The sequence below is a fragment of the Flavobacterium collinsii genome (assembly GCF_946903285.1).
Taxonomy (GTDB): domain Bacteria; phylum Bacteroidota; class Bacteroidia; order Flavobacteriales; family Flavobacteriaceae; genus Flavobacterium; species Flavobacterium collinsii.
The window spans coordinates 4388195-4411603 of record NZ_OX336425.1; the positions used below are offsets into that span (position 1 = coordinate 4388195).

The window sequence follows — 23409 nt, forward strand, 5'->3', positions numbered from 1 at the left end:
GTTAGTAAAAGTTTACTCATTGAATGCACAATGAGTAAACTAATAAATATAATCTGTCTTAATAGTAAAACAAACCAAAAAAACCTGTTATGTTTTAAGGTTAACTTTCTAAAACCGCTTCACAACTTTTACTAAATTCTTCATGTTTTTCAAACAATGCTTTTGTTCTTGCATCAATATGATGATTTTCATTACTTACAGTTGCACTTTTTAGGGTTGCTGCTGTTGTTGGAGTACCTGGAATTACAGGCAAATCTGTTTTTTGTGTACTTTGTATACTTGGCCAATAATCTGTAACTATTGTATTTTCAGCATTATTTATATTCTGCGTAAAAGTATATTGAAAATGAAATTCAGGTACCGCGTCTACAGGAATGTCTTCTGCAGTATAATATTGAATTGCGGGAGTTTTTTTAGTAAATGTAATTGTGCTTGAGTTGTCTAATAAATTAGCAGAAGCTTTTGCATCACCTTGAATGGTATTCCCAACCTGAGCTATTACACGATAAACACCATCTTTTTTTGGATCAACAAAAGTAACATTTGAAGCATCAATTACAGCTGTTACCGTTTTTTGAGTATTACTGATAAGTAACGTATTATTTGTTCCGATTACTAATGTTTTTGGTATCGCTTTTTGGACATTCTTTGCATTTACCCATGTGCCAGAAAACACTATGGTCGTCATGTTGAGGTTTGTTGCTATTGCTTTAAAATCCCATGAATTAAATGAGGAAGTATCTAAATTTAAATTTCCCTGTTTATCCGGTTTAGCTATAGCTTGCCATTGCTTACTTAAATGAATCCCATTTTGTCCATCATCAAATGTTGCTCTTAAAACTACTGCTTTAACATCTTCTGAAAAGAATGGCAACACACTTACAGTTATATTAGACAGTGGATGATTAATTGGCTGCAATGCCTCAGTTCCATTTAAACCGTTGGAATGGAATTTAGTTCCATCAGACATTAAAAATGTCAAGGAGTATTGATACACCTGATTATTGGTTGGGTGCGTTGAGCGCAGTGTGCTCTTTACACTATCTCTTTTTTTATTTAATACAAATGTTTCATTTAAAACGGCTTCTCCATCACCAACTAGCCAGTTCCAATCAACAGTTATTTCTTTTACTTTATTTTTATCATTATTACCATCTTCCCAATCAATATTACTAGCTGTAAAAGTAATAGCCATGAGCCCGAGATTTACCAGACCTAAATTTACTATATTTAGTTCAGATGTAATCCAGTCTGTGCTTAAAGGTTGAGGCGTATTTCCAGTTTCTTTTGATGTTGAATAGATAACTTCATACTTGTATCGATATTCTTTTTTAAAGGTATTGCCATCAAATAAACCAGGTTTTTTAATGCTCCAAGAACCTTGATCTGTAATCGAAAAAGTATGAGTAACAGATGGTACATCTCCATATTCAAAAGTAAGATTAACACGATCTATACCGTTTATTGATAAATCTTCCTGAATGGTAAAAGCTACATCTAATTCTTGCTGATTTACCTCTGAATATACTTTTTTCCAGGTTTCCCCATCAAAAGGAGGTAAAGTTCCTTCGACATCAAAATACCAAGGAACAACGTTTGAAGTTATTAATGTATTAGTAAAGGATGATACATTTTGAAGAGAAAAATTACTAGACGGATTTTTTATTAAACTCATGGCTGTCGTAATTGATTGCTCTACATCCTTTTGCAATTGCTGATTAGCCCATGTTTTAACCATGTCTAATAATGTTGGAGTTATACCTGCACCCGGTGTAACAGTAACCGTTGCTGCCTGAGTTTGGGTAAGCATCTCTTTAACAAATGTGCCTATATAAACCTGAACCTGTTGTGACTGTCTATTTCCCCAAGTATCTCTGGAATATTTTGTTTCGATTATGTATCTATTTTCCTGCTGATATTGGTATGCTAAAGTAGAATCAAATTTTGTTACTACTGTAACAGCAGGAAGGCGCGTATTTACAGAAAGCTCATACGAAATACTAAATAACCCACCAGCAGAGCCAGAATAAAAAGCATTAGTAAAGGCAGCAATAGCCTTTTCATTAATTAATGGAATACTAAATACTGCTTGTTGACTGCCAAAGTTTGATGGTTCACTTCTTATCGAGGTAGTTTTTCCATCTATCGTGTAGGTAAAAATCGCCCCACTCTGAATCCAATCAAATTGAGGGAATTCGGCATTAGAAATTTCTTTTTTAACAGCATCTTTTTGAATAGGATCAACCATAAGCTGTACGGAAAACCTGCAAAAACCGCTTACTTCTCCTCCACTCGATTTATATTTTACAAGTGAAAATTGCGGTAAATCGGTTCCAGATAGTTTTGACCATATAACTTTTGGAGTTATATACCATGCATTTGAAGCAGGCCCATCATCTCCATAAATTGTGAAGGATGGTTGTCCTGAAATACTAATTTGTTTTGTTTTTTGAATGTCTAACATAATTTTGGTGTTTTTCGGATTAATAGGGGGTACTTGTTTAGTTGTGTTTATATTTAGAATACCCAGAACTACAGCATCATCTGGCGAGTATTCAGGTCCTAATTGTAAATAGGTTTCTCCTGGAAAAGCAAGGTTAGATTGCATAAAACCCCATACTTGCATCATTAGTGATGATTTAAGTTGTTTAGCAATTCTAGCATTAAAAAATACAGATAAGCTATATTCATCTGGTATTGGCTCATTAACATCGATTGTTAAATTTTCTTGAGTAGGATTCTCTGTGGCTATAAATATTTGAAATATATTTTTACCTTCATTGGTTGTCAAAACATTTATCCGAAATGCTTTGGGAGCCATTTGAGGAATTTGATTTAACAGATCCGTTTTTATACTATTAATTATGTAACGAACCTTATTCGTTAGTAAATAATTTTTTATCTGCAACTCAAGCTCATTTGTATCCTTTATTTCCGAAAATAGAGGAGAGTTAAAACTTCCTGCAGGAAAGTCAAGTACAAACTCTGTTCTATTTTCAAGAGCTTCAGTTGAACCTGAGATAGCTGTTAAAGGCACTTCACATATAAAATCGGTATTTGTTAGTTTCGTTACATTCCATTGTAAATCTGGATCATTTGGATTAGCATCTTTTTTAGGGTCAAAGTTAGAGGTAACTAATTTTGATGCAATTCCTGTACTACCAGATGCGTAAAAATGAACTTTTATAAAAGCTTGGTTATTTCCTAAAAAAAGAAGGCTAGGCTTTGTCAATATCGCCTGAACTCTGTTATATATGGCTAAATTTCCTTCTCCTATTGGATTTGGAAATAATTGACAGTATGCTATAGTTATTTTCTTCCAGTTTTCATTCTCACAAAATTCAAACTGTGCCTGAAATAACTCATTCACTAATTCTTCTTTTATATTTAAAACGGCATCCCATTGGTTAAGAACAGAGTGTCCTCTAGACATTTGATTGATTAAATTTGATATAGTAGCAGTTGTTCCCATTGCAGTTTTTAGTTTTGTTGGCTTATTTTTTTTTCATTAAAATATTCTGCAAATGCTTCATTTAATGAGTTAATTAAATAAGTAATAGAGGTACTATTAGTTTGTTCAAAATTTTTAGGGATGTATATATTTTCAAATGAGGCTGCAGCTTCTTGAAATCGCACTACTTTATTAAGAATAGTATTTATCCTAGAACACTCTAATTCAATCTCATAATTTATCTCAGGAGTATCTTTACTGAATTTTATCTCTTCATTATAAAGAGATAAATACCCGAATTCAAAAAAAAGCGATAAAAAACATTCCTTACTAATCAGATTTCTTATACGCTCATTTTCAAAATCATTCCATAGTGATAATAAAGCAACAATCTCTTTTTCTTCGAATCCAATTGCGCCTGAGGGTATAAATGTTTTATGCATATTAGATAAACTAAATGCCTCAGGTATTCTTCTTTCATGACTTTCTGGAAGTTGTTGTAGTAAAAGTGTATCATACTTTATTTGACCGCTGTTGAAATCATGATAAAGAGCATTTATACAATTCATTTGCTGAAAAAGCAGATAGAATATATTTTCATGATTAGCAAAATCACTTGCTATAGAAACGGATTCGTTTTCATAATTATCTTTAAGTTCTTCATTGTCGTATTGAAAAGAATGTCCAGCTATACCTGATACCATACCGTTAAACAATACCTTACTTGATGGAGAGACATCATCATTATTAAAAATTTCTTTATACTTTTCGATTTCTTTAATTACCCTTTCTTTGGCTAAACTAAGAGATAGGTCAACTTCTGATATTTTATTTTTTAATGCAATATGTAATTGATTTAGCATGGACAAATAATATTCTGTCAGCTTCACTTGATACCCCTTTATTTTAGTGAGGTCTACAATTGTCAAAGGTTCTGTTTGTTCTTTAAAATCTAATATTCTGCCAACAATGCTAAATTCAGATTGCATTATTATAGTTGACATTTGTATAAAAGATTTATAAGTTGTTGCTATTATATGCTCATCAAAAACAACTGAATAATCACATTCAATTGACTCAATCACAGCAAGATGATTTGCAAATAAATGCAATTTATTAACATTATCTATTCCTAAATCAGGAGGCAAGAGTGTTGCAATCCATTTAGCAAAAGAGATTACTTCTTCTCGTTGTGTATGTGTGGTTTTAGGGCAACCTAATTTAGCTTGTATATGTATCAATGCAATGTGAATGCAAGGAAGTATTGTTTCAATTTTATTTAGGTCAATTATATCCTCTTTTATAATAATTTTTAATTCCGAGTTATTTTCTTTTATACTAGAAAAACGTAATCCATTAACTAAAGAATCCTTTTTCGTTTCGTCATTATTTTTTAAAATCAATATCCCATCCATTTGCTGACAAACAATTGGTACGGTATCAAAATCAGCATCCGAAAGAAGTAGAGATGATGCTTCAGTAGCTATTGAATTTGTATCTAATAATTGAGCTAAAATAAAAGTATTAACACTTTTTAGTGATACTGTTTCATGTAATGATACTATTCTATGGCAACTATTAATGCTGTCTTTATTTAACTTAGCTATATAAAAATCTTGTTCCGTTATTTTATCACCATATGTAAAATTATTTTTATCAAAACAAAAAGATCGTGATTCATTTAAAACTTTTAAATTGATTCTATTACTAGTTTTGGTCATTCTTTTAATAGGGGATTGAACTATAGTTCCCCATCTTTGAATTAAGGCACCCTTTAAAATTTTTTGAAAGTTAATAGCTCTAAAATATTCCATAAAACGAGCCAATGAGGTTAGTTCTATTTTTACAGGAATAACCACTGTTAGTTTTGAATTAAGTGATTCTATTAATCGTTGATCAGCATTAAATATAGCCATTAAGCTATTTCCGGTTATACTATTTGAATCTTTCCATAAACCATCATTAATTATAGTATTAAGACCTGGATCCTTTGCGTAACTAACTATCTCTCCAACGGATTTTGCAAAATCATCACCTGTAAAAAATTTAAAGTCAAGTGCTTCTGTTCCCTTAACGGCTTTTCCTCCTCCTAATTCTTTCCAATAGTCATAAGTATGTTTACTTATGTGTTTTTTTAATTCTATTACTTGTAACAGTTTATCTCCTAGCTTAATGGCTGAAATAAAATGAGTACCATAATTATAAAATGATTCTAAGTATTTTTGACTTTGTGAAACCGAAACAATAGTATCATGTTCATCATTTTCTTGAACACGTATACCAGGCCTTAAGTTTCTAGATTTAACTTTCCAATCATTTGTTAAATGTATGTGTCTGTTAAAATAAGCTCGACTTGGTTGAGCTGTTACTTCATGTTCTGCTTGAATTTTTATTCTTGATAATTCAAACAACATATAGTAACTATCTTTTTTCAGGCTTATTTTAAATAATTTTTCATGATGTTGAATATAATCCTCAATAGTTTCTCCGAACATATCCGGAGAAAGTTTATAGGCATTATTTTCAGAAAATAAAGGGCATACTTTATACAAAGAAACGCGATCTAATAATGAGTGAGCTCCTTTATGAACTGTTACCTTTAATGGGCTCCAGGCAAAACTATTTTCTGGAAATTCACTCAATTCAAATTGTTTCAACGGTGTTTCTGTAGGCTTGTTGAATTGCTTAAAGCCAAGTTGATTTTTATGTAATAATGATAATAGATTTATGGCCTCCCCTATTTTAGGAAGGCCTCTCTCTTTTGTATTTGAATGAATCATTTAAATTAAGATTATTTCTTATCATCAACATATTTATTGAAGGTACCTAATACTACCAAATCACCTGGTACGTATGCACTTTTCATCTCAATGAAATCATCTGTTGGAAATAATAAATTATATAAGGCAAATACTGAAATTGGAGAAAATTGAATTCCTCCCATTGATGCTTGCAATTTAGCAGGTACTTGCTGTTCAAGGATATTACCAACCTGAATTTTTAAATCATTGTCATTACATTCACAAGGTCCAGTTGGTTTTAAATCTGGAGGTGTAACACTTACCACTGGTGGTTTACTTGCAATTTGAATCTTTTGATTTTTACCAGAGTTTATAACTTCCAGAGGATAATATCCTGTAAGTTTTACATTCACATCTACACTATAATTATTCCAATTACCCCAAGAACAACCAAATCGACCACAAAAAAGCCTTCTGTTTTGAAAAGGTACATTTTGATTAGCATTGTACGTAAGTTGAATGCCATTGTCTATAGTTGGTGTAAAAATTAAATCTTTAAGTGGCCACACAATGGTATTTCCAGAAGCACTTATTCTAGTTTCGCTACTGCTTGTGTTTTTAAAATTAGCTTCACCTGAAACGGTTCCTTGAGTTACTTTTGCTGACCAAGTTGTAAAATCATTTGGAGGATTTACAGATGCAACTTGTAAATTGCTTGTACCCTTATTAAAACTTTCAACAAAAATATTACTAAACATTATTTTCGTATTAATCATTAATGAATTATGATATCCATCGGGTATTGGTTCATTTACATTTATAGTAAGATTACTTTGTTGTTCTCCACTAGTAGTAATGAATACCTGTAAGATATTCTTCAAACTATTGGTGGTTAATACGTTCAACTTAAATTTCGTAGGTTGCAATGATTTTAATGTTGTTGCATCATTAAAAACAACTGTATTAATTAAATAATAAATAGGATTACTCACAAACCAATTTGATAGCTGTAAATTCAATGCAGCATTATCAGTATCGATATTTAAATTTTCAGTTATAAAACTTCCCTTTGTAAAGTCTAATACAATAGAGTGTGAATCATTGTTATTTCCTGTAGACCCATTAGGTAATGGGGGATCCACCAGCCCTTGTAACATCCCAAGACCAACAGTTCCTACTAATGCTGGTTTTTTTGAAACATCAATAACTTTCTTCTCAGCCCACTTAATTTCCGGATTTCCCATGTTTAGACGTACTGGACATACCTGATCTTCTTTAGGTGTAAACATAGAACCAACTTGAATAAAACCACTTTGGATTAACTGCGTGACTTTTACATAATTATGATTATTTTCTTGAAATTCTAATAAGGGTTGAGCTAAATTAACTGTAAACTTTGTATAGGTAAAAATAGTACCAGGAAAACTCGGAATAGGAGATGGTGATGGTACACAAAATCCTACTTCAACTACCATTGGTTTTTGTGTTGGGTACTTTTCTTTATATTGTTCGGCCAAAAATTTGTTAACAGGTTTTTCTAACATATTAAGTACACAATCCCATCCTTTTAATACCCCTTGTGCTTTATTCATTTGCTCAAGCATGTTTCGTAATGTTGCTTCCTGAGGAACTGTATTTTCTTTCGCGCTGGATCGCATCGTTAGTGGCTGTATTCTTGTCGCCATCAATGATAAGGTATCTATTAATTCATGATGAGACATTTTTGCTACAAGTTTCCCCTGTAGCGCACAAAATCTTGATAATGCATTTTGAGCTAAAGCTTCTATTCGAAAAGAAACAACTATATCTACAAATTCATTTCCACCAAAATCAATGTCTTGATTTACCGTCAGATCTGGCATGGTTACTTGCCAAGTTGATAATGGTGTTATCTGTGTAATGTCTTTGGCTATAGATCCGGTTTCATTTCCAAAGATTGGTTTATGATTATCTGCCTGATATTCATATGGACCGAAATGTCTGGCTATTGTATTAAATACCAATGGTTCTCCAGATGGGTTTCTATCCTGAAAAGGATTCCCCTGACAAGAAAGATCTAATCTGTATTTTCCATTCTTAGATCCTTTTATTTGAGGAATATCAACCACAACCTGATTAATTCGGATCATATTATACGGCTGAAATTCAGTTGTACTAGGTTGTATGGTAAATACATGAGTGTTTCCTTTGGTAAACTCTTTTACGGGGACACTTTTGATAGTATATCGTATAGGATCATTAACGATAAATGGAGGTGGATTAAAGGCTTGTTTTGCTGTAATTATATTAGCCTGTTGGCTGACCATAACAAGATGCAAACTATTTAAATCGAATTTTTTTATAGGTGTTGGATTTGCTAATAATTCAAACTGCACAGCACTATCTTGTAAAACGAGTGCTTGGGCTAATGAACTTAATACCTGATTTAATTGAGACTGTACATATCCAGTTAAACTTAATAAATCTACTTCAGCAAGATCAGGTTTAGTCGGACTTCCGTAATTCAATCCCTTTGTAATTTTATTAAGGCGTTCTTTTTGGTCTTCATTAATCTTCTTTTGAGCCTCATTAAGCATAATATCGGCATTAATTTGAGCAATTTTAGATTGGGCAGTAATCATTGCTTGTGCTCGTAAAACCAATATTTTGAATGCCGCGACATATTTTGCTTTAGCTCCAGCAACTTCAGCAGGTGTAGTTGCAAGTGATGCATCAAAATTAAGACTCATTTCTGACCACTCCAATGAAGAAGGTGTGTCTAGCTGTGCTTCCTTTAATTGATCTAAAGTATTTGCTACGGACACTATATCTTTAACAGATTTCTCAATAATTTTTTCTAAATCGATTATTTTAGTAGTTACATTAAGTATTTTTTGTATTTTTTGGGCGGTAGTTCCTAAACTTACAAGGGCGCTAATCGAAGATGATGGTATAACAATTGTTGAACCAAGTGCCATAAAAGCCATACTGATATCTATTACAGATTTTATGATCATAGTAGTTTCATAATCTACCATAGCTTTTTCAAAGTCTTGCTTTGCATAGCGAACAGCCATTCTCTGATCTTCAACTCCCTTAACCAGACTAGAAAAACTGGATATTGTAGATTTTAATTCTCGTTTTTTTGTATCAATAATATTATCATAATTAGTCGCAATATCACCTTGATTGACAGCAACAGCATCAATATACTCTTTCAATAAATTTCCAGATTTTTTTATATTATCGTTAATTTCTTCAGCAGTTTTTGCAGCTAGTTCTGCATTTTTCTGAAGTGTAATTTTATTTTGATAGTCGTAAATGGTAGCATTTAATGAACCTGCTGTCTTAGACATAGTGTCGATATACTTCTCATAACTTTTATAAGTTAAGTACGGAACTGTAACTCCTTCCTCGTCTAATTTTCCAGCTATATGCGCTAAATATGATGCTCGAAGGCGTACTGCAGCCAATTCAGAAGAAATCGTTTCTGTATTTGATATTATATCAGTTAACCACACCAAACAATTATGAGCAAGAGCTTGAGCATCCTTGGCGGTACTTCCTCTTGTGTATAATAATGTTTGACAAGTAACAATTGAAAAATTTAAATTTTCAGATTGATTGGCAAGTAATATTGGGTCTTGTTCACCAAATAAATCAGAGTTAATTGTAATAGTACTACGCTTAATTTTATCATCAGCTACGCTAGACAAAAGAATGCCATCTACTATAGTTTTATGCTCAGAATTATCTGTATATCCAATAGTTAAGGCACCATCCATTTGTCCGCATGCCATTTTTATATTATCATAAGCCGTTTTACCAGACAATTCAATCGAGGGAGGTGTATCAGGTCCTGTAGTATCTATTAAGTATGAAAATAACGAAACATTTTCTCCAGGAATTTTCGTGGAAGACTTATGAGATTCCATTACAACACTCCAAGAACTAAAGTCTTTGGCAATTTCTCTGTTAGTAAGTTGTATCTTATCTAAAGCTAAGTGTCCATCATAGACATTAACAGTAGGTGTTGCTATTGTAGACAGCCAGGCGCCAGAGTTAGACAATAAATTTTTCCATTGATAGCTATTTTGTGAAGGATAGGTCACACGTATGTAATCTCCATACTTTTGTAACATTGCTCCTTTAAACAAACGATTCCAGTAGTTTCTTCCTTTTTCAGATTCATCAACAGGAATAAGGTTTCCAATTGGTGTTAACTTAAAAGAAACTGCAACTACAGATTTGAAATCACTTAATTGAATTTTACCAGGACTATTAAACGCTATAAAAATAGAATTGCCATGTGCTCTACTGGGATCATTCCATAGACCCGCTTTAAGTGAATCCTGAAAAAGACTATCTTCACTCACTATATTAATAGATCCTAATTGACTTACATAACCCAATTCAACTCCAGTAGATGAATTAGCAGGAGTGGTATAGTATTGAAAAGAGTTAGCTTCGATCCCATATACGTATCCTTTGCCGTCTGCACTTGCATTAAATGCTCTGGTTAATTCAGCAAAAGCTTTACTTTGATATGCAAAAACTTGAAAAATTTTATCTCCAGCAGTTACTTCGGATACATAATGTGTACCAATAGTATTAAAACATTTTATAAATTCTTTAGCACTAGTAGCATTCAATTTACTATTACTAGTAAAAGCTATTTTGTTAAGATTATTTACTTCTTTAAGTGCATTTGCTGTAAGGTGTTCGTTAGTATCTCCGCCAGTTCCGGCAGTATAATTATGAGATGCACTACCAACAAGATTATTCAATTCAACCAACATATAAGAACTTTGAATACTTAGATCAATACCTAAATATTTTGATAATTCAGTAATTACTGAAGACTTATTTAAATCTTCTACCAAAAGTGGACCAGATGGTAATGAAAAAGTACTTATATCTCCTGTTAATGAATTTACACTATATGGGTACACTGCGCTTAATAAGCTATTTACATCAGTATGAATAGTTATTTTAGGCATTTTCCAATATATTTTAGCACTTGGAGGAACAGTTGCATCTATTAATGGTAAAGGCTCAATTGTAGGTGCGTAAAAAGGGGATAGATTGGGAGTTTTGGGATTCAATCCTGCTTTTAAACCAAATAAAAGGTTCGTTGCCTGACCTAATTTTATCCCTTTTAAAACATAAGGTTTTATTGTATCATTCAATAGGGTTACATCATCTTCTTTATATGAAATAGTTTGATGAATATTTGATTTTTGTGCGATAGCATTACTCATTTTAGCCGTTTTAGATTGTTAAGTCATTAAAAACATAACTCTTTAGAAAAAGAGTCTATCCAAAATTAAAGATATTATTTAAGGAGAGTACCCGTATTTCTACCTGAATAATGAGCGAATAAAACTTTAACCACCTCTTGTTTTATTAAGAATTAGTGTGTTATTTGTGTTTGTGGTATATTATTGGAAGAAAAATCCTTTTTCTTCCACAAAAACTTAAGGTAGTTTATAATGATTAGAACTCAAGATTTGTCCTTGATTTACGTTATTAGTAAATCTACTAGAGTTATATAAGTATTCCTGCTGGCTGTTATCCCTCTATTTATTTCGATTATGATTATACTTCAAAACTTCTGATTCGATTTCCTGTATTGTTTTCTTTTTCCCTTTAAAAATCCATTCTAAAAGTTCCTCTTCAAAAAAATACAGCTTTTTACCATATTTATAGCACGGAATTTTTCTCTGCCTTACAAGAGCGTAAATTGTAGACTTTGATTTCCCTATTAGCTGGCTTGCTTGTTCAATACCAATAGGAATACTTTTGTCTTTAGATTCATACACCTTTACATTCTGAATCAAAAGTTTAATCTCTGCAATTTCTTTCACTAAATGTGCTACTACTTTGGGCAGGTTCTCAAAAGAGATTTCATTTACATCCATACCAATTGTTTTTAATAGTTATGGTGCAAATGAAAAAAGTGTTTCTGCTGTGTCTTTCTTCACAGCAAAAACACCTGAAAAACACAGTGCTTTATACCTATTGGCATTTAAAAATCTGTAAAATCTTCCATAATCTTTATAAGACCTTTCTGTTCATCATCTTTAAGATGCGTTTTAATACTGTTCTCTTCAACATCTTTTAAAGCGTCAGCAAAAGTTAGCTTTAAAAATTGTGCGGCTCTGTCCTGCCTGCTGACTTTAAAGCAATTCCAGATATTCCAGCCAAAATGATACAAATCGAGATTGGACAAATCCTTTACTTTTACCGGCTTAATATTTTCGAAATTTATGCCTTCAGCATATATGATTATATTCTTACGCAATTGTTTCAAATCATCATCCGACACGTACAGCGCGAATTGCTGTTCTGCATAACGGATGGCAATATCAATTCTGGCTTGTTTTTGATTTTTGATTACATTTTGCTGCTCCTCCCTTATTTGCTGAATATCTCTGGCTGAATTTTTATTTTCAGACAATTCGGGCTTAATTAAAACATCTTGCCGCTCCTCTTCTATTTTTTCAAGGTCTTCACTTGGAATCCGACTTTCAGACGATTCATTTTTTTTTGCCTTCAAAAAACGATTCAGTAATCTTTCAGTCAAATCGTTAAGAAATAAACTTAGAATTGCAAACATTAAAATTCCAAATCCCGTGCTTATCCAGAAAAAAACGCCAGCCGTATATTCATCAGCCCCCATTTCTATCAGCACAATTCTTGCGATTACACCTATAAAAATACAGACTAAAAAAACAGACAGGTAAACTACAATATATTCAAAGTATTTTGTTTTCATTACGGCTTGTTTTTTAAAGATTCCAATTGTATTGCCTGCGAGGCTTTATTTTTCTTCTCATCTATTACTTTGGCATAAATTTCAGTAGTTTTTACGTTGGTATGCCCCAGCATTTTACTGACTGTATAAATGTCTGTCCCGCTCGATAGCAGCAGAGTTGCAAATGTATGGCGGAAGCAGTGGAAGGTAATATTTTTTTTAATGCCTGCGGATTCAATCCATTTTTTCAGAGGGCGCGAAATCCACGACGGGTCCGGCAGATCCTCAAAAACAAGCTGCTCGGGAAGCCTCGGTTCCCCGCAGAGATCTAAAGCCTGCTGGGAAATAGGCATGTATTCGACACCCTTTGTCTTTTTCTGCGTGAAATGCAGTTTGGCCCTGCCGTCTTCCAGGCTTATCTCTTTCCAACGGAGCTTCTGAATGTCGGAATGCCTCAGACCTGTAAGTGCCGAGAAAAGCGCGGCTCTTTTAAGGACATCTTTTTCGCAGGGCGTTTCGGCCAATGCATTCAATTCTTCAATAGTCAGATATTCGCGTCTTGATTCCTGCTCAGGTATGCCTCTTATCTTTGAAGATAAATCAACGGTTAAATATCCATCAATAAAAGCCTGTTTCAGAGCCGCTTTAAATATGGAAAAATACGTTCCCGCAGTGTTGCGGGAAATGATTCCTTTTTTGCCTCCTCCGAGCGGCGCAGCCAGCAGAAACAGTTTAAAATCTTCCGCCATTCTGGTGTCAATCTGAGAAAACATGAGGCTGCCTTTAGAATAGCTCTTTAAAAACTCTCTGGTTCGCTGCCAATTGATCTGAATGGACTTTGAACTTCGAGCGTGCCTTTTAGCCGCCGTAGCAGCAATGTATTTAATAAAATCCTCTTTTGCTTTTTCTTTCTGTTCAGCCAATAGGTTCTCAGCATCACTGTACAGATCTGTATTATCGTATTCTTTCTGCCGGATATTACGCACTGCGTCAGCATAGAGCATGATTTCACGGTCACTTTCGCTTCTGCAGATTATTATTCCGTTATCGCTGCGTCTGGGTTTATAGGATCTTATACCTTCTGTATCTGTACGGGCAGTTCTTTTCTTGTCCCATTCCACTGTTGTTATGGATCTGTTTAAATATTCACGGATTCTCTGGGGTGTTTTCCTTTCCGGAAACCTCTACAGGATAGCTCTCTATGTAAACATACCATTCTTTTCGGTCTTCTGCTTTTCGAAGACGAACAGTCACCTTGGTTTTTGCTAATTGTTTCATATAAAATCATTTCCGTTATACAAATTATCAATTTCCATTTTTGGCGCATATACATACTTTCAAATCTGTCTGGTCGGGATGGAATATTTCCTGATATGATTGTAGACAGAACCTTCAGATATTTGAAATCTCTCAGCTATTTCGCCGATGGAATAGCAGTCTTCTTTTTCAAGGCTGTATAATTTTTTCTTTGGTATGCTTTCAGGCTGTGGCAGGCTGCGGGCTGAACCATACATCCCTTCCATGACGCTGCGCTCTATCCTTACAAGGCGGGTTCCCAGATTAACTGAAGGAATCTTTCCCTGACCGACAAGCCGGTAAAGGGTCCTTTTGGCAATGCCAAAAAGCATGCCAGCTTCAGGGACAGAAATAAATACCCTAGTCTGGGGTATTTTATCTGCAAGCGCTTTAATCTCCGCTTCATTCTTCAACCGTATCATCTTCTGTTTGTATGCCTTTTTACTGCATATATGTGAGCAGTAAACAGAAGCCACGGTTTTAGGCAGAAATTCCTCCCCGCAGTTAAGACATTGTTTATTTATTCGTTTCATCATCTTTGTCTCCCCATTAAGGTACCATAAGTAGACATAAGTGCCACTTCGTCTCCTTTTAAGTGCCGGTACAAATATGGTACAAATATATGGCAAAAAACGATTAAAAAAGAGCAGAAACGAAAAAGAACAAAAAAGAAAAACCGCTGTAAACATTTCGTTTACAACGGATTAACACTTATTATTAACTGAGTATTAATCAGTAATTATTTGACTTCTTCAGAAAGTAACAATATAAGTATAACAATACATTACGAAGTTTATGGTACAAATAAGGTACAAAATAAATAAAATTTATCTTTAAGAAATATGTTGCGAGTAAAAAACACAACTATTAAATAAAATATTTTTCTGCTAATCCGACTCATATTGAACAAAAATTCGAACCTTTTATTGGAAGATTTGAAAATTTTAGCTGACTCTGAGATTGTATCTTATAATACAAAGATATGATGTCTTCCTCGCGGGAAAAGAGATTCAGGCGAGACATCACTGCAATCTCTATAGCGTAAAATAAGAGAGGAATTAAATATTAATCGCTACTCAGCTGCGGATAAAAATTGATTTATTCCTCTATTATTTTAATTTAAAAACTTCTTATTAAGTACGGATTGGAATATCTATAATAGGCTGTAATTGTTCCAATTGAGTAGCATACCTCCTTACCACCTGATCATATAAGTCTTTTACTTTCGGAGCTTCAACTGTAACTACTAGTGCATAATCTAATTCCTGCACCCTCGTATCATTATGTCCTTCTGCACGGGCATTATAGTGAATATCAAAAAGAGGTTCATCAAGTGAACTTCCTTGAAACCTGCCTTCGTAATGCATACAATTTTCCCATTTAAAAGCATCAGTTCTCAGATCTTCTTCAGTCTCAAAGCCTTTTCTAGCTTTAGCAAAAAAAGGTTTTGTTAAGGCATGCATTGGTTCAGGTTCTCCCACTTCAACTTTACGTTTCCTATTTTTATTTGGTCGAAAAAATGGCTCTAAACCACTGCGCGTATAATTATCTGGACAATGAGGGTCAACAGGAGTTGCATAGCAAAGGGTGGCTTTTATTTTCACCATTCCGGCAATTGCTCCTGGTGGTAAAGGAATCGGTGCTCGTAGATATTTTGCAGCACTAATTTTTCCCTGATACACCACCCTCATTACATGGTCTTCACATACAACTATACTTTCTAAATCTCTGGCAACTCGCCCCCATCCAACTTCAAATTTTGGAAGTTCAGAAGCTTCAGAACTATGAATAAGCAAGGTTCTAATTGCCAATGCATTTAAAGAACTGCCAAAATGAGCTTTAATTCCTGATGCAAGTCTTAATGTACTGGGAGCTGCAAAACTAGTCCCACCCGTCTGTAATAGATTAATCCCATCCAAATCAGTCACAAGAAAAGGCCTGCCAACAGATCCTCCGAAATCAACTAGATCTGGTTTAATAAGACCTGGACTTCTACCTGGTCCTATTGAACTATAGGAAGCTCTTGCCCAAAATTGATCCGGAGTATCACATGCTCCTATAGCTAATGCATTTACACAGTCTGAAGGAACTTGAACTCTATTAGCATTAATAGTAGGATCCCCTTCTCCGTCATTACCAACAGCAACTGTAGCAAGTATAGAACCCTTTGAAAGAAATTCATCAAGAACTGCAGTCCATGCATGTACTTCATCATCATCAATTGGTAAACTTGGCCCCAAACTTAAATTTATAAAATCATACTCTACAGTTGATAAAACGTCGATAATTCGGTCCAATACATCATATAGTTCATACGGATTTTGACCTGGTAGCTTATCAAGTACCCGGTAATGATCAACGTAAGAATATGGTCGAGGCAATACTTTACCAGGAATAATGTGCCCAAAAAGATAGGCAGAGGTTACACTTACTCCGTGTTCTTCTAATTCAGGATCCGAGGGCCCACAGCCATTGGTATCATGAGGTGTAGCCCATTTACAAATAGGATGATCTTCAGGAATACCTCCATCAAAAATTGCAGTTTTTGTAGTCGAATCCAAAGGAGTCAAATCGTGATAAAGTACTTTTCCACTACTTATACCCGAGGATCTAAAAATTGGCTTTAGCAATCTTAAAGAAGGCATTGTGCGCACAACTCTGACTAAGCTAAATTTTGCAATTTCATTTGCTAATGAAGAAGGAGCTTTTAACTCAACAAAAATCAATTTCCCGGCAAAGAATCTTTTTTCAAAAGAAGCTTCAACACCTAACGAATGCAGGTATTTTTTGAACGCTATTAGATATGCATTTTCTAAATGATCTTCGACACCATGAAGAACAATTTCAAATACAGATTCGTCTTTACCAGAAGAAATACTTTTTAGCTTATCCTCAGAATCTAAGAAATTAATTTGTTCAATTTCTACAATTTGATTAGCCCCTGGCATGGTTTGATCCCAAGTATTAAATTGGCTTGCCCATCGTATAAAAGTTGCTTTTTGACCTACAACGAATAACTCTGTAGTGCTTGCTGATAAAGGTTCTCTATCCTTACTTTTCTTTTCCGGAATTATATTCCTTTTTCTGCTACCAATTGACGTAAGGCCTACCGAACGTAGTAATTCCGACGGATGGTATGACTTAGCTATGTATTCAGGATTTAAAGTTATTGTTGCTACTGTCAATCCTCCCGGACAGATTTCATCAGGCAAAGATCTTACTTTATCAGCTAAATTATCAAGCATAGGTTGCAAGCGCTCTTTTGCTTCATAAAAAGTGTAAGGACTCTCTTTTGCCCCGCCGCCTGAGGGAACAATTACTGGCTCGGTTAGCCGTTCACCTTTACCTAATAAAAAATTTCTTTTGCTCATGATTTTCTGTTTTTAAGATAACTATTTATTTTGCCATTTTCTTTCTTATTGTCTCTCTTGCTATACCTGTTAATTCATGCGCTTGTCTTTGTGAAAACCCACCTTTGGTAATTAATTCTACTGCTAATAATAATTTCTTGGCATGGTGTAAATCGCCTGAAAAAAGTTGCTTTTTAAGCTCATCAATTAATAAAGAATCATTTATTGCCGATGATTTCCTAGCAAGATTAATCAATCTCTCAACTTCACTAAATGACTTACCACTATAGGCTATTCCAAAAATCTTAAACCATTCCTGTGATATACTAGAATCATTTTTCAATAAAATACTGACCATAGAAGCAATCTGCTCTTCTGTTGGATTTTCAAAAGTTAATATCATTTCAAAACGTCTCCAAACAGCAGGATCAAGTAAGTCAGCATGATTTGTTGCAGCTATTAGCAACCCTGAAGATGGCCAATCATCAATTTCTTGTAACAAAACTGTGACTAATCTTTTTAATTCTCCAACTTCACTATTATCGTCCCTCCTTTTTGCTATTGCATCAACTTCATCTAATAGCAATACACAATCCGTATTCTTGGCATAATCCAAAACAAATCTTATATTATTACCAGTCCTACCAAGGAAACTACTCATTACTGCTGTTAAATCAAGAATTAACAATGGTAAACCTAATTGATCTGCAAGCCATTTAGCCGCCATCGTTTTACCTACTCCCGGAGGACCAGTAAACAACATTGATTTAGTCGGATGTAATCCATGCTTAAGTAAAGCTTTAACTTTTTTTCTTTCACCAATAATCTGGTTTAAAGAATTCTGTAGAGTTTCACTTAGTATTATTTCATGATCTAACGTACCCTTTTCTACACGCAACAATTGCAATCGTGAATCCAAATCGACCGGCAAAGGACTTTCAGCTTTTTTTCTTAGAGGCGTAGCTCTTGTAGGAGATTCATTCAGCAACGAAACTAAATTCTCCGCTAAATCAGGAAAATCCCCCTTTAAATTCTTAGTAGCACGATGAATCAGCAAATGTATATCCTGAGCTCTTCCTGTTAAAGCGATTCTTGCCAACTGAAGAAAATCATTAGATAATTTATCTATACTTTCAGCCATAATTTTATATGTTTGTTTTTTTTCTTCCACAAATATATAAAATCCAACTATATCAATAACAAACATTGGAAGATTTTTTAAAACAAAAACAACAAATCTTCCACTTGCCTATTTTTTTTGTAATTATAACTTACAAATACTCCAATAAAGAGATTCTTATAACAGAAAAGCAGTGCCGAAATAAAAAATTGAAAATTGTAATTTAACTAAATACAATACCTCAACTGCCCATACTCAAGTAGCCTTATTTTTCCATTATTTTCTTAATCCATTTTCGACTTACCATAAATATTAAACTATAATAAATTATTATCTTCTAGAAATTTATTGATGAAAAACTGGCACATACCCGCGTACACAGCCTTACCATCTGCATATTCCATAAGTCTATCGAACTCTTCCGTAAAAATATCTTTTTGAATTTGATCATTAATATCTCTATTAAGTCTTTCAAGCTCTCTTGTTACACATTTTATTTGACCAAAAAGCTTAAGCATATGTATCTTACGTTCTTTCACAAGTAAAGGCCGCTGTAAAACATATATATTGATAGAAAATATTCCTTTATCACTCAAAGGAACAATAACTGCTTCCGTATTTTCGTAATGGAAGTGAATACTCGGATCATCTCTGCAAGGATCAATAAGAAGCCTGGAATCTTCTTCAGTTTTAAATACTAAATCATTATGTTGATGATCGATAAGACGATCTGCTTCAGAAATCAATGGGAATTGGTCCAGCTTGCCATAACCGCTTTCATCACTTTGTCCATAAAGCGTATGTTTTCTTCTTTGATTACAATGTTGGCATGCCAAAAAAAGATTATCCCAATTATTGGCCATCCAATAGTAACCTGGTGTAGCAGGATTTTTTTCCTTGATACGTCCTTTTGGTCTGAAATGTTCTACATCGCCGTCATAAACAGCACCATAAGAACTTTCGCAATAAGCACATTTTACAAATATTTTCTTTAATTCATCCTTAACTTTTTTATCGTTATAAAGGCTAAATTCAAAAGAGCCTTCCTCTTTATTAGTATAATGCTCAATTGCTCTTGCTGTTTCCTTAAACCATTTCCCGTTTTCGTCCACCAAAAAATCTGGTGCCGGCGTTCTTACAATACGAATCATAAAAGATCTTTATAATCGTTTTGAATTAAATTTTTAACATAGGCCACCGTTTCATCTTTTATGGTCTCCTTTGCCTTAAATCCTTCCTCCCTCATTTTTTTAGCTATTGTTGAATCGATTGCTTCAAAGAGCACCTGCTCTCTTAGATTATTGCCAAGAAGCCCTTTGGTATTGAGTTCTGTACGCAGTATTTCAATCTTTTCTTGATCATCATCGCTAATGGTATCACTTCGTTTACTTAGAAGATCATAATACTCCTCAAAACTTTTCTCAGCATCACTGTCCATTCCATCTATCAGACCGAATAAATCAGATGTTAGCAATTGCTCTACACTCATCAAACTATGATCCGGAAGCATTGTTTTATCCAAACACTGCACCTGGTGTTTCTTGTCCCTTACCATGACAACTACCTCCCCATGCGAAAGTCCTCTAAGACATAAAGGCTCGTGTGAAGTAACAATGAATTGCAGATTTGGAAATGCATTTCTAAGCGCACCGGCAATTCTGGCTCGCCAACGCGGATGCAAATGATTTCCAATTTCATCAATAAAAACAATGCCATTTGTATTATGATAACCTGCTAAATCCGAAGAAAGAGTCTGCATAATATCCGAAACGAGTGCAACTATTGTCTTATATCCATCACTACTGTCTTCTAATTCATTTTCATTTTTATAATGACTTATATTAATTGTACCATCCTTTCTATATAGCTTATCATCTCCTTTTAAAGCCAGTACATCATAAAAAGCTGGAACAACCCTATTTAAGAATTCATCTTCGGCAAGATTACCAAGCCATAAATTAGGATCTTCTAAGGATACAGTATAATCAAATAGATTTCTTATATTGGTAAATGGCTCCTTTTCAGAATCAGGGACAATACCTTTTTTAGGAAGTAGCCTTGTAGAACCGTATGACATAATGTAAGTAGGCGGTACATCAATATTACAATCAAAACCGTTTGCACTTAAACTAAGTTTGATTTGATTGTCACTCTCATAACTTTGAATAGTTACACTACCATTTGATTCTCCTCTTCTTAAAAAATCTGCAACGTCTAGATCCAGTTTTAGCAGCTGCTTCCTGCCACATAGTGCTAAACTCAAAGCCTGAAGTATAGAGCTTTTACCTATACCATTATCCCCCAAGATAAGTAACCAAGCTTCTCTTTGTAATTCTTCGTTTTTAGTTCCATTTGGAAGAATATCTATCGTAAGCTCCTTAATAGATTTAAAGTTTATAATAGTAAACGATTTTATCGAAAACCTTTTAAATTCATTAAACGTTTCACTGATCTCGGCGAGTTGCTGGTCACTGGCTGTTTTTTGAATTATAGAACGAGTCACTTGAGAGCTATTATTTTCTACTTTTGCTTTTAGAGCTTTCCACTTGGGACCATTTTCCTCATGCCATCTAGCAAAAGCTGCTTTTTGTACAGCAATGTACTCAATCCCTTCACCAGAATACAAATCATTCACATATCCGACCAAAGACAACGTAAGTTTATAATCAAAACTTTTAGATTTAAGAAGGTTTAGCTTAAAGACTAATTCTTGCGCTGCATTTTTTCTTTTTTCTTGAAGAGGTTGTCGGTTAAGTCCTAAAACTTCTATTGTAACCTGTCCTTTAGGTGTCAGAGCATTGACTACTCCTTCTTCAGAAAATGATAAATGTTCTTCAGGATCTTCTTGACAAGGATCAATAAGCAGTGCCCTTTCATTCAATAATTCAGCTCCCTTCGCTCCAGTTCGAGCTCTCAAATTCTCATCTTCTAATGGAAAAAAATCTCTTTTATATTTAACCCCACAAGTACTGCAACTTAACATCATATTATCCCACTCGTGATACAACCACCAGTAATGCGATGGGGCGTATTTTGCTTTATCAAGCCCCCTGGCACCACTTCTTGGACGAAATGAATCCAAAATACCAGAATCAGAAACACCTAATTTTGTCTCACAGTAAACACATTTCTCATGAAAAGTGTACATAAGATACTCTCTAATTTCTCGATTAAATTTATCATCAAACCGAACTCGTTCTTGTCTGTTGTTTTTATGAAAATTTTCTTGTAGTTTATCTTTAACCTCAGCAAATCTAGAGCTCGAAAATAAGTCAGGAGCTACAGCTCTATCTAATTTTATCATTTATTTTTTTTTTATAAAGGAAAACCAAGGTTTAATTATATCTGGACAATCAACTACTTCAATTTTAATCTAATATTAGTTACTAATTTCTAATGTATTTTACTGCTAGTTCGAAACATTTTTTAAAGCATAACTTGCAAATAGAATTCCATTTATTTCCAGTATGACAACCTTTATATATTTGTAATAGTGAATTTCAAATTTACATTTATTCAAACAACCAGCACGCGTATAAATACGCATTTTTACTAGTAGATTTGCGGCAAAATTCTGAAAAAAAACAGGCTTCATAAATTTTAAAATTAAGAGGTAATCATACACAAAAATGCTATGATAATTTTTTAATATCTTTAATTACTTTTTTTATTCATCAAACTATCTGAAATCAAAATGAAAATACTAAAAAATGCAGTGGAAGCAATACAAATTGGTCTTGAAGATTTTAAAAGTGAAGATCCACGGAGAGCACAATCCGCTATAAGAAATATTTTTGCGGGAATGTTGCTTCTCTTTAAAGAACAATTAAGACGCAATTCCCCTGGAAATAGTGATGAAGTACTAATAAAACAAATGATCTCACCTATATTTGATTGCGACGGGCAACTAACTTTTCAAGGAAAAGGAAAAAAAACTGTGGACGTCCAACAAATAAAAGAACGCTTTAAGGGGTTGGGAATTATAGTTGACTGGAAAGTGTTTGATGAGATAAACGACCTCCGCAATAACATCGAACACTATTATACAGAAAAGCCCTCATCAGTTATCAATGAAGTGGTGTCAAAATCTTTTGGTATCATAAGGGATTTTTGCATACACTATCTAAAAGAAGAGCCTATTATCCTTTTGGGACAAGTCGAGTGGGATATTTTTCTAGAAACAGAAGAAGTTTATGAAAAGGAAAAGTTGCAGAGTGAACAATCTCTTTCGAAAGTGGATTGGACCTATTCTGTCCTTAGTGAGGCAAAGAATACCATTCGTTGCCCTTCCTGTAAATCAGATCTAATACATGCCTTTGATGTTCAAAAATATAAACCGAGCGAAGATTTGCCATTATGCTGCAAAAAATGCAATGAGGAATTCGATTTTTCTGATGTAATTGAGGAATGTATTAATGAAGAACTTGCTGCAGAGGCATATTTGGCTGCTACGGATGGGGGCGATGACCCGTATACAGATTGTCCAGAATGCGGACTATCGACATTTGTCTTTTCTGAAGAATGCTGTGTTACTTGTGGTTATGAACAAGAGAGCAAGACGTGCGCAGTTTGTGGAACTTCTTTAGACATTGAAGAAGCATATGATGGAGAAATATGTTCCTATCACAGGTGGGCAATGGAAAAGGCAGATAGTGATAAGTAGAATTAAATGAATTGCATAACGCTGCAAAAAATGGCTAGTCGGAGTTCCGGAA

General features: G+C 34.0%; 13 protein-coding genes and 1 pseudogene. 1 reads left to right on the forward strand and 13 read right to left on the reverse strand.

The window, feature by feature from the left end; translation table 11 throughout:
* Positions 1-100 precede the first annotated feature (100 nt).
* The 13 genes and pseudogenes from OGZ34_RS17910 to OGZ34_RS17960 all read right to left on the reverse strand — a co-directional run bounded on the left by OGZ34_RS17910 (position 101) and on the right by OGZ34_RS17960 (position 21998).
* Positions 101-3472, reverse strand: coding sequence for a hypothetical protein (locus OGZ34_RS17910; protein ID WP_263361163.1), 3372 nt, complete (start codon positions 3470-3472; stop codon positions 101-103).
* An 8-nt stretch (positions 3473-3480) separates the two neighbouring features.
* Positions 3481-6231 (reverse strand): hypothetical protein, encoded by a 2751-nt coding sequence (locus OGZ34_RS17915; protein ID WP_263361164.1) that lies wholly within the window; start codon positions 6229-6231, stop codon positions 3481-3483.
* 11 nt (positions 6232-6242) lie between these two features.
* Entirely contained in the window at positions 6243-11432 is a 5190-nt protein-coding gene (locus tag OGZ34_RS17920; protein WP_263361165.1) for a hypothetical protein, read from the reverse strand.
* A 318-nt stretch (positions 11433-11750) separates the two neighbouring features.
* Complete coding sequence (locus tag OGZ34_RS17925) at positions 11751-12092, reverse strand: helix-turn-helix domain-containing protein (RefSeq protein ID WP_263361166.1); 342 nt, start codon at positions 12090-12092, stop codon at positions 11751-11753.
* A 107-nt stretch (positions 12093-12199) separates the two neighbouring features.
* Entirely contained in the window at positions 12200-12949 is a 750-nt protein-coding gene (locus OGZ34_RS17930) for an exosortase/archaeosortase family protein (RefSeq protein ID WP_263361167.1), read from the reverse strand.
* Entirely contained in the window at positions 12949-13932 is a 984-nt protein-coding gene (locus OGZ34_RS17935; RefSeq protein ID WP_317853259.1) for a tyrosine-type recombinase/integrase, read from the reverse strand. Before OGZ34_RS17935 ends, OGZ34_RS17930 begins: the two co-directional genes overlap by 1 nt.
* 12 nt (positions 13933-13944) lie before the next feature.
* Positions 13945-14049: pseudogene (locus OGZ34_RS22380) on the reverse strand (hypothetical protein); the annotation flags it as partial.
* A 25-nt stretch (positions 14050-14074) separates the two neighbouring features.
* Positions 14075-14206, reverse strand: coding sequence for a hypothetical protein (locus tag OGZ34_RS22385; RefSeq protein ID WP_317853239.1), 132 nt, complete (start codon positions 14204-14206; stop codon positions 14075-14077).
* 59 nt (positions 14207-14265) lie between these two features.
* Entirely contained in the window at positions 14266-14760 is a 495-nt protein-coding gene (locus OGZ34_RS17940; RefSeq protein WP_263361168.1) for a helix-turn-helix domain-containing protein, read from the reverse strand.
* A gap of 597 nt (positions 14761-15357) precedes the next feature.
* Entirely contained in the window at positions 15358-17595 is a 2238-nt protein-coding gene (locus OGZ34_RS17945) for a S8 family peptidase (protein ID WP_263361169.1), read from the reverse strand.
* Positions 17596-17620: 25 nt separating this feature from the next.
* On the reverse strand, positions 17621-18781 hold the full coding sequence (locus tag OGZ34_RS17950) for an AAA family ATPase (protein ID WP_263361170.1): 1161 nt from the start codon (positions 18779-18781) through the stop codon (positions 17621-17623).
* Positions 18782-19011: 230 nt separating this feature from the next.
* The gene (locus tag OGZ34_RS17955) at positions 19012-19845 is read right to left on the reverse strand and encodes an HNH endonuclease signature motif containing protein (RefSeq protein WP_263361171.1); all 834 of its coding nucleotides are present in this window, start codon (positions 19843-19845) and stop codon (positions 19012-19014) included.
* Positions 19842-21998 (reverse strand): AAA family ATPase, encoded by a 2157-nt coding sequence (locus OGZ34_RS17960; protein WP_263361172.1) that lies wholly within the window; start codon positions 21996-21998, stop codon positions 19842-19844. Before OGZ34_RS17960 ends, OGZ34_RS17955 begins: the two co-directional genes overlap by 4 nt.
* Positions 21999-22388: 390 nt before the next feature.
* Here OGZ34_RS17960 and OGZ34_RS17965 point away from each other — a divergent pair, with 390 nt between their 5' ends.
* Entirely contained in the window at positions 22389-23357 is a 969-nt protein-coding gene (locus OGZ34_RS17965) for a hypothetical protein (RefSeq protein WP_263361173.1), read from the forward strand.
* Positions 23358-23409: the final 52 nt, after the last annotated feature.

What these genes read in the sequence shown, in the direction of transcription:
- OGZ34_RS17940 (WP_263361168.1), bottom strand. Translation starts at nt 14,760, where the DNA reads ATGATGAAACGAATAAATAAACAATGTCTTAACTGCGGGGAGGAATTT.
- OGZ34_RS17960 (WP_263361172.1), bottom strand. Translation starts at nt 21,998, where the DNA reads ATGATAAAATTAGATAGAGCTGTAGCTCCTGACTTATTTTCGAGCTCT.
- OGZ34_RS17950 (WP_263361170.1), bottom strand. Translation starts at nt 18,781, where the DNA reads ATGTTTGTTATTGATATAGTTGGATTTTATATATTTGTGGAAGAAAAA.
- OGZ34_RS17930 (WP_263361167.1), bottom strand. Translation starts at nt 12,949, where the DNA reads ATGAAAACAAAATACTTTGAATATATTGTAGTTTACCTGTCTGTTTTT.
- OGZ34_RS17920 (WP_263361165.1), bottom strand. Translation starts at nt 11,432, where the DNA reads ATGAGTAATGCTATCGCACAAAAATCAAATATTCATCAAACTATTTCA.
- OGZ34_RS17945 (WP_263361169.1), bottom strand. Translation starts at nt 17,595, where the DNA reads ATGAGCAAAAGAAATTTTTTATTAGGTAAAGGTGAACGGCTAACCGAG.
- OGZ34_RS17955 (WP_263361171.1), bottom strand. Translation starts at nt 19,845, where the DNA reads ATGATTCGTATTGTAAGAACGCCGGCACCAGATTTTTTGGTGGACGAA.
- OGZ34_RS17925 (WP_263361166.1), bottom strand. Translation starts at nt 12,092, where the DNA reads ATGGATGTAAATGAAATCTCTTTTGAGAACCTGCCCAAAGTAGTAGCA.
- OGZ34_RS17965 (WP_263361173.1), top strand. Translation starts at nt 22,389, where the DNA reads ATGAAAATACTAAAAAATGCAGTGGAAGCAATACAAATTGGTCTTGAA.
- OGZ34_RS17935 (WP_317853259.1), bottom strand. Translation starts at nt 13,932, where the DNA reads ATGCTCTATGCTGACGCAGTGCGTAATATCCGGCAGAAAGAATACGAT.
- OGZ34_RS17915 (WP_263361164.1), bottom strand. Translation starts at nt 6,231, where the DNA reads ATGATTCATTCAAATACAAAAGAGAGAGGCCTTCCTAAAATAGGGGAG.
- OGZ34_RS22385 (WP_317853239.1), bottom strand. Translation starts at nt 14,206, where the DNA reads ATGAAACAATTAGCAAAAACCAAGGTGACTGTTCGTCTTCGAAAAGCA.
- OGZ34_RS17910 (WP_263361163.1), bottom strand. Translation starts at nt 3,472, where the DNA reads ATGGGAACAACTGCTACTATATCAAATTTAATCAATCAAATGTCTAGA.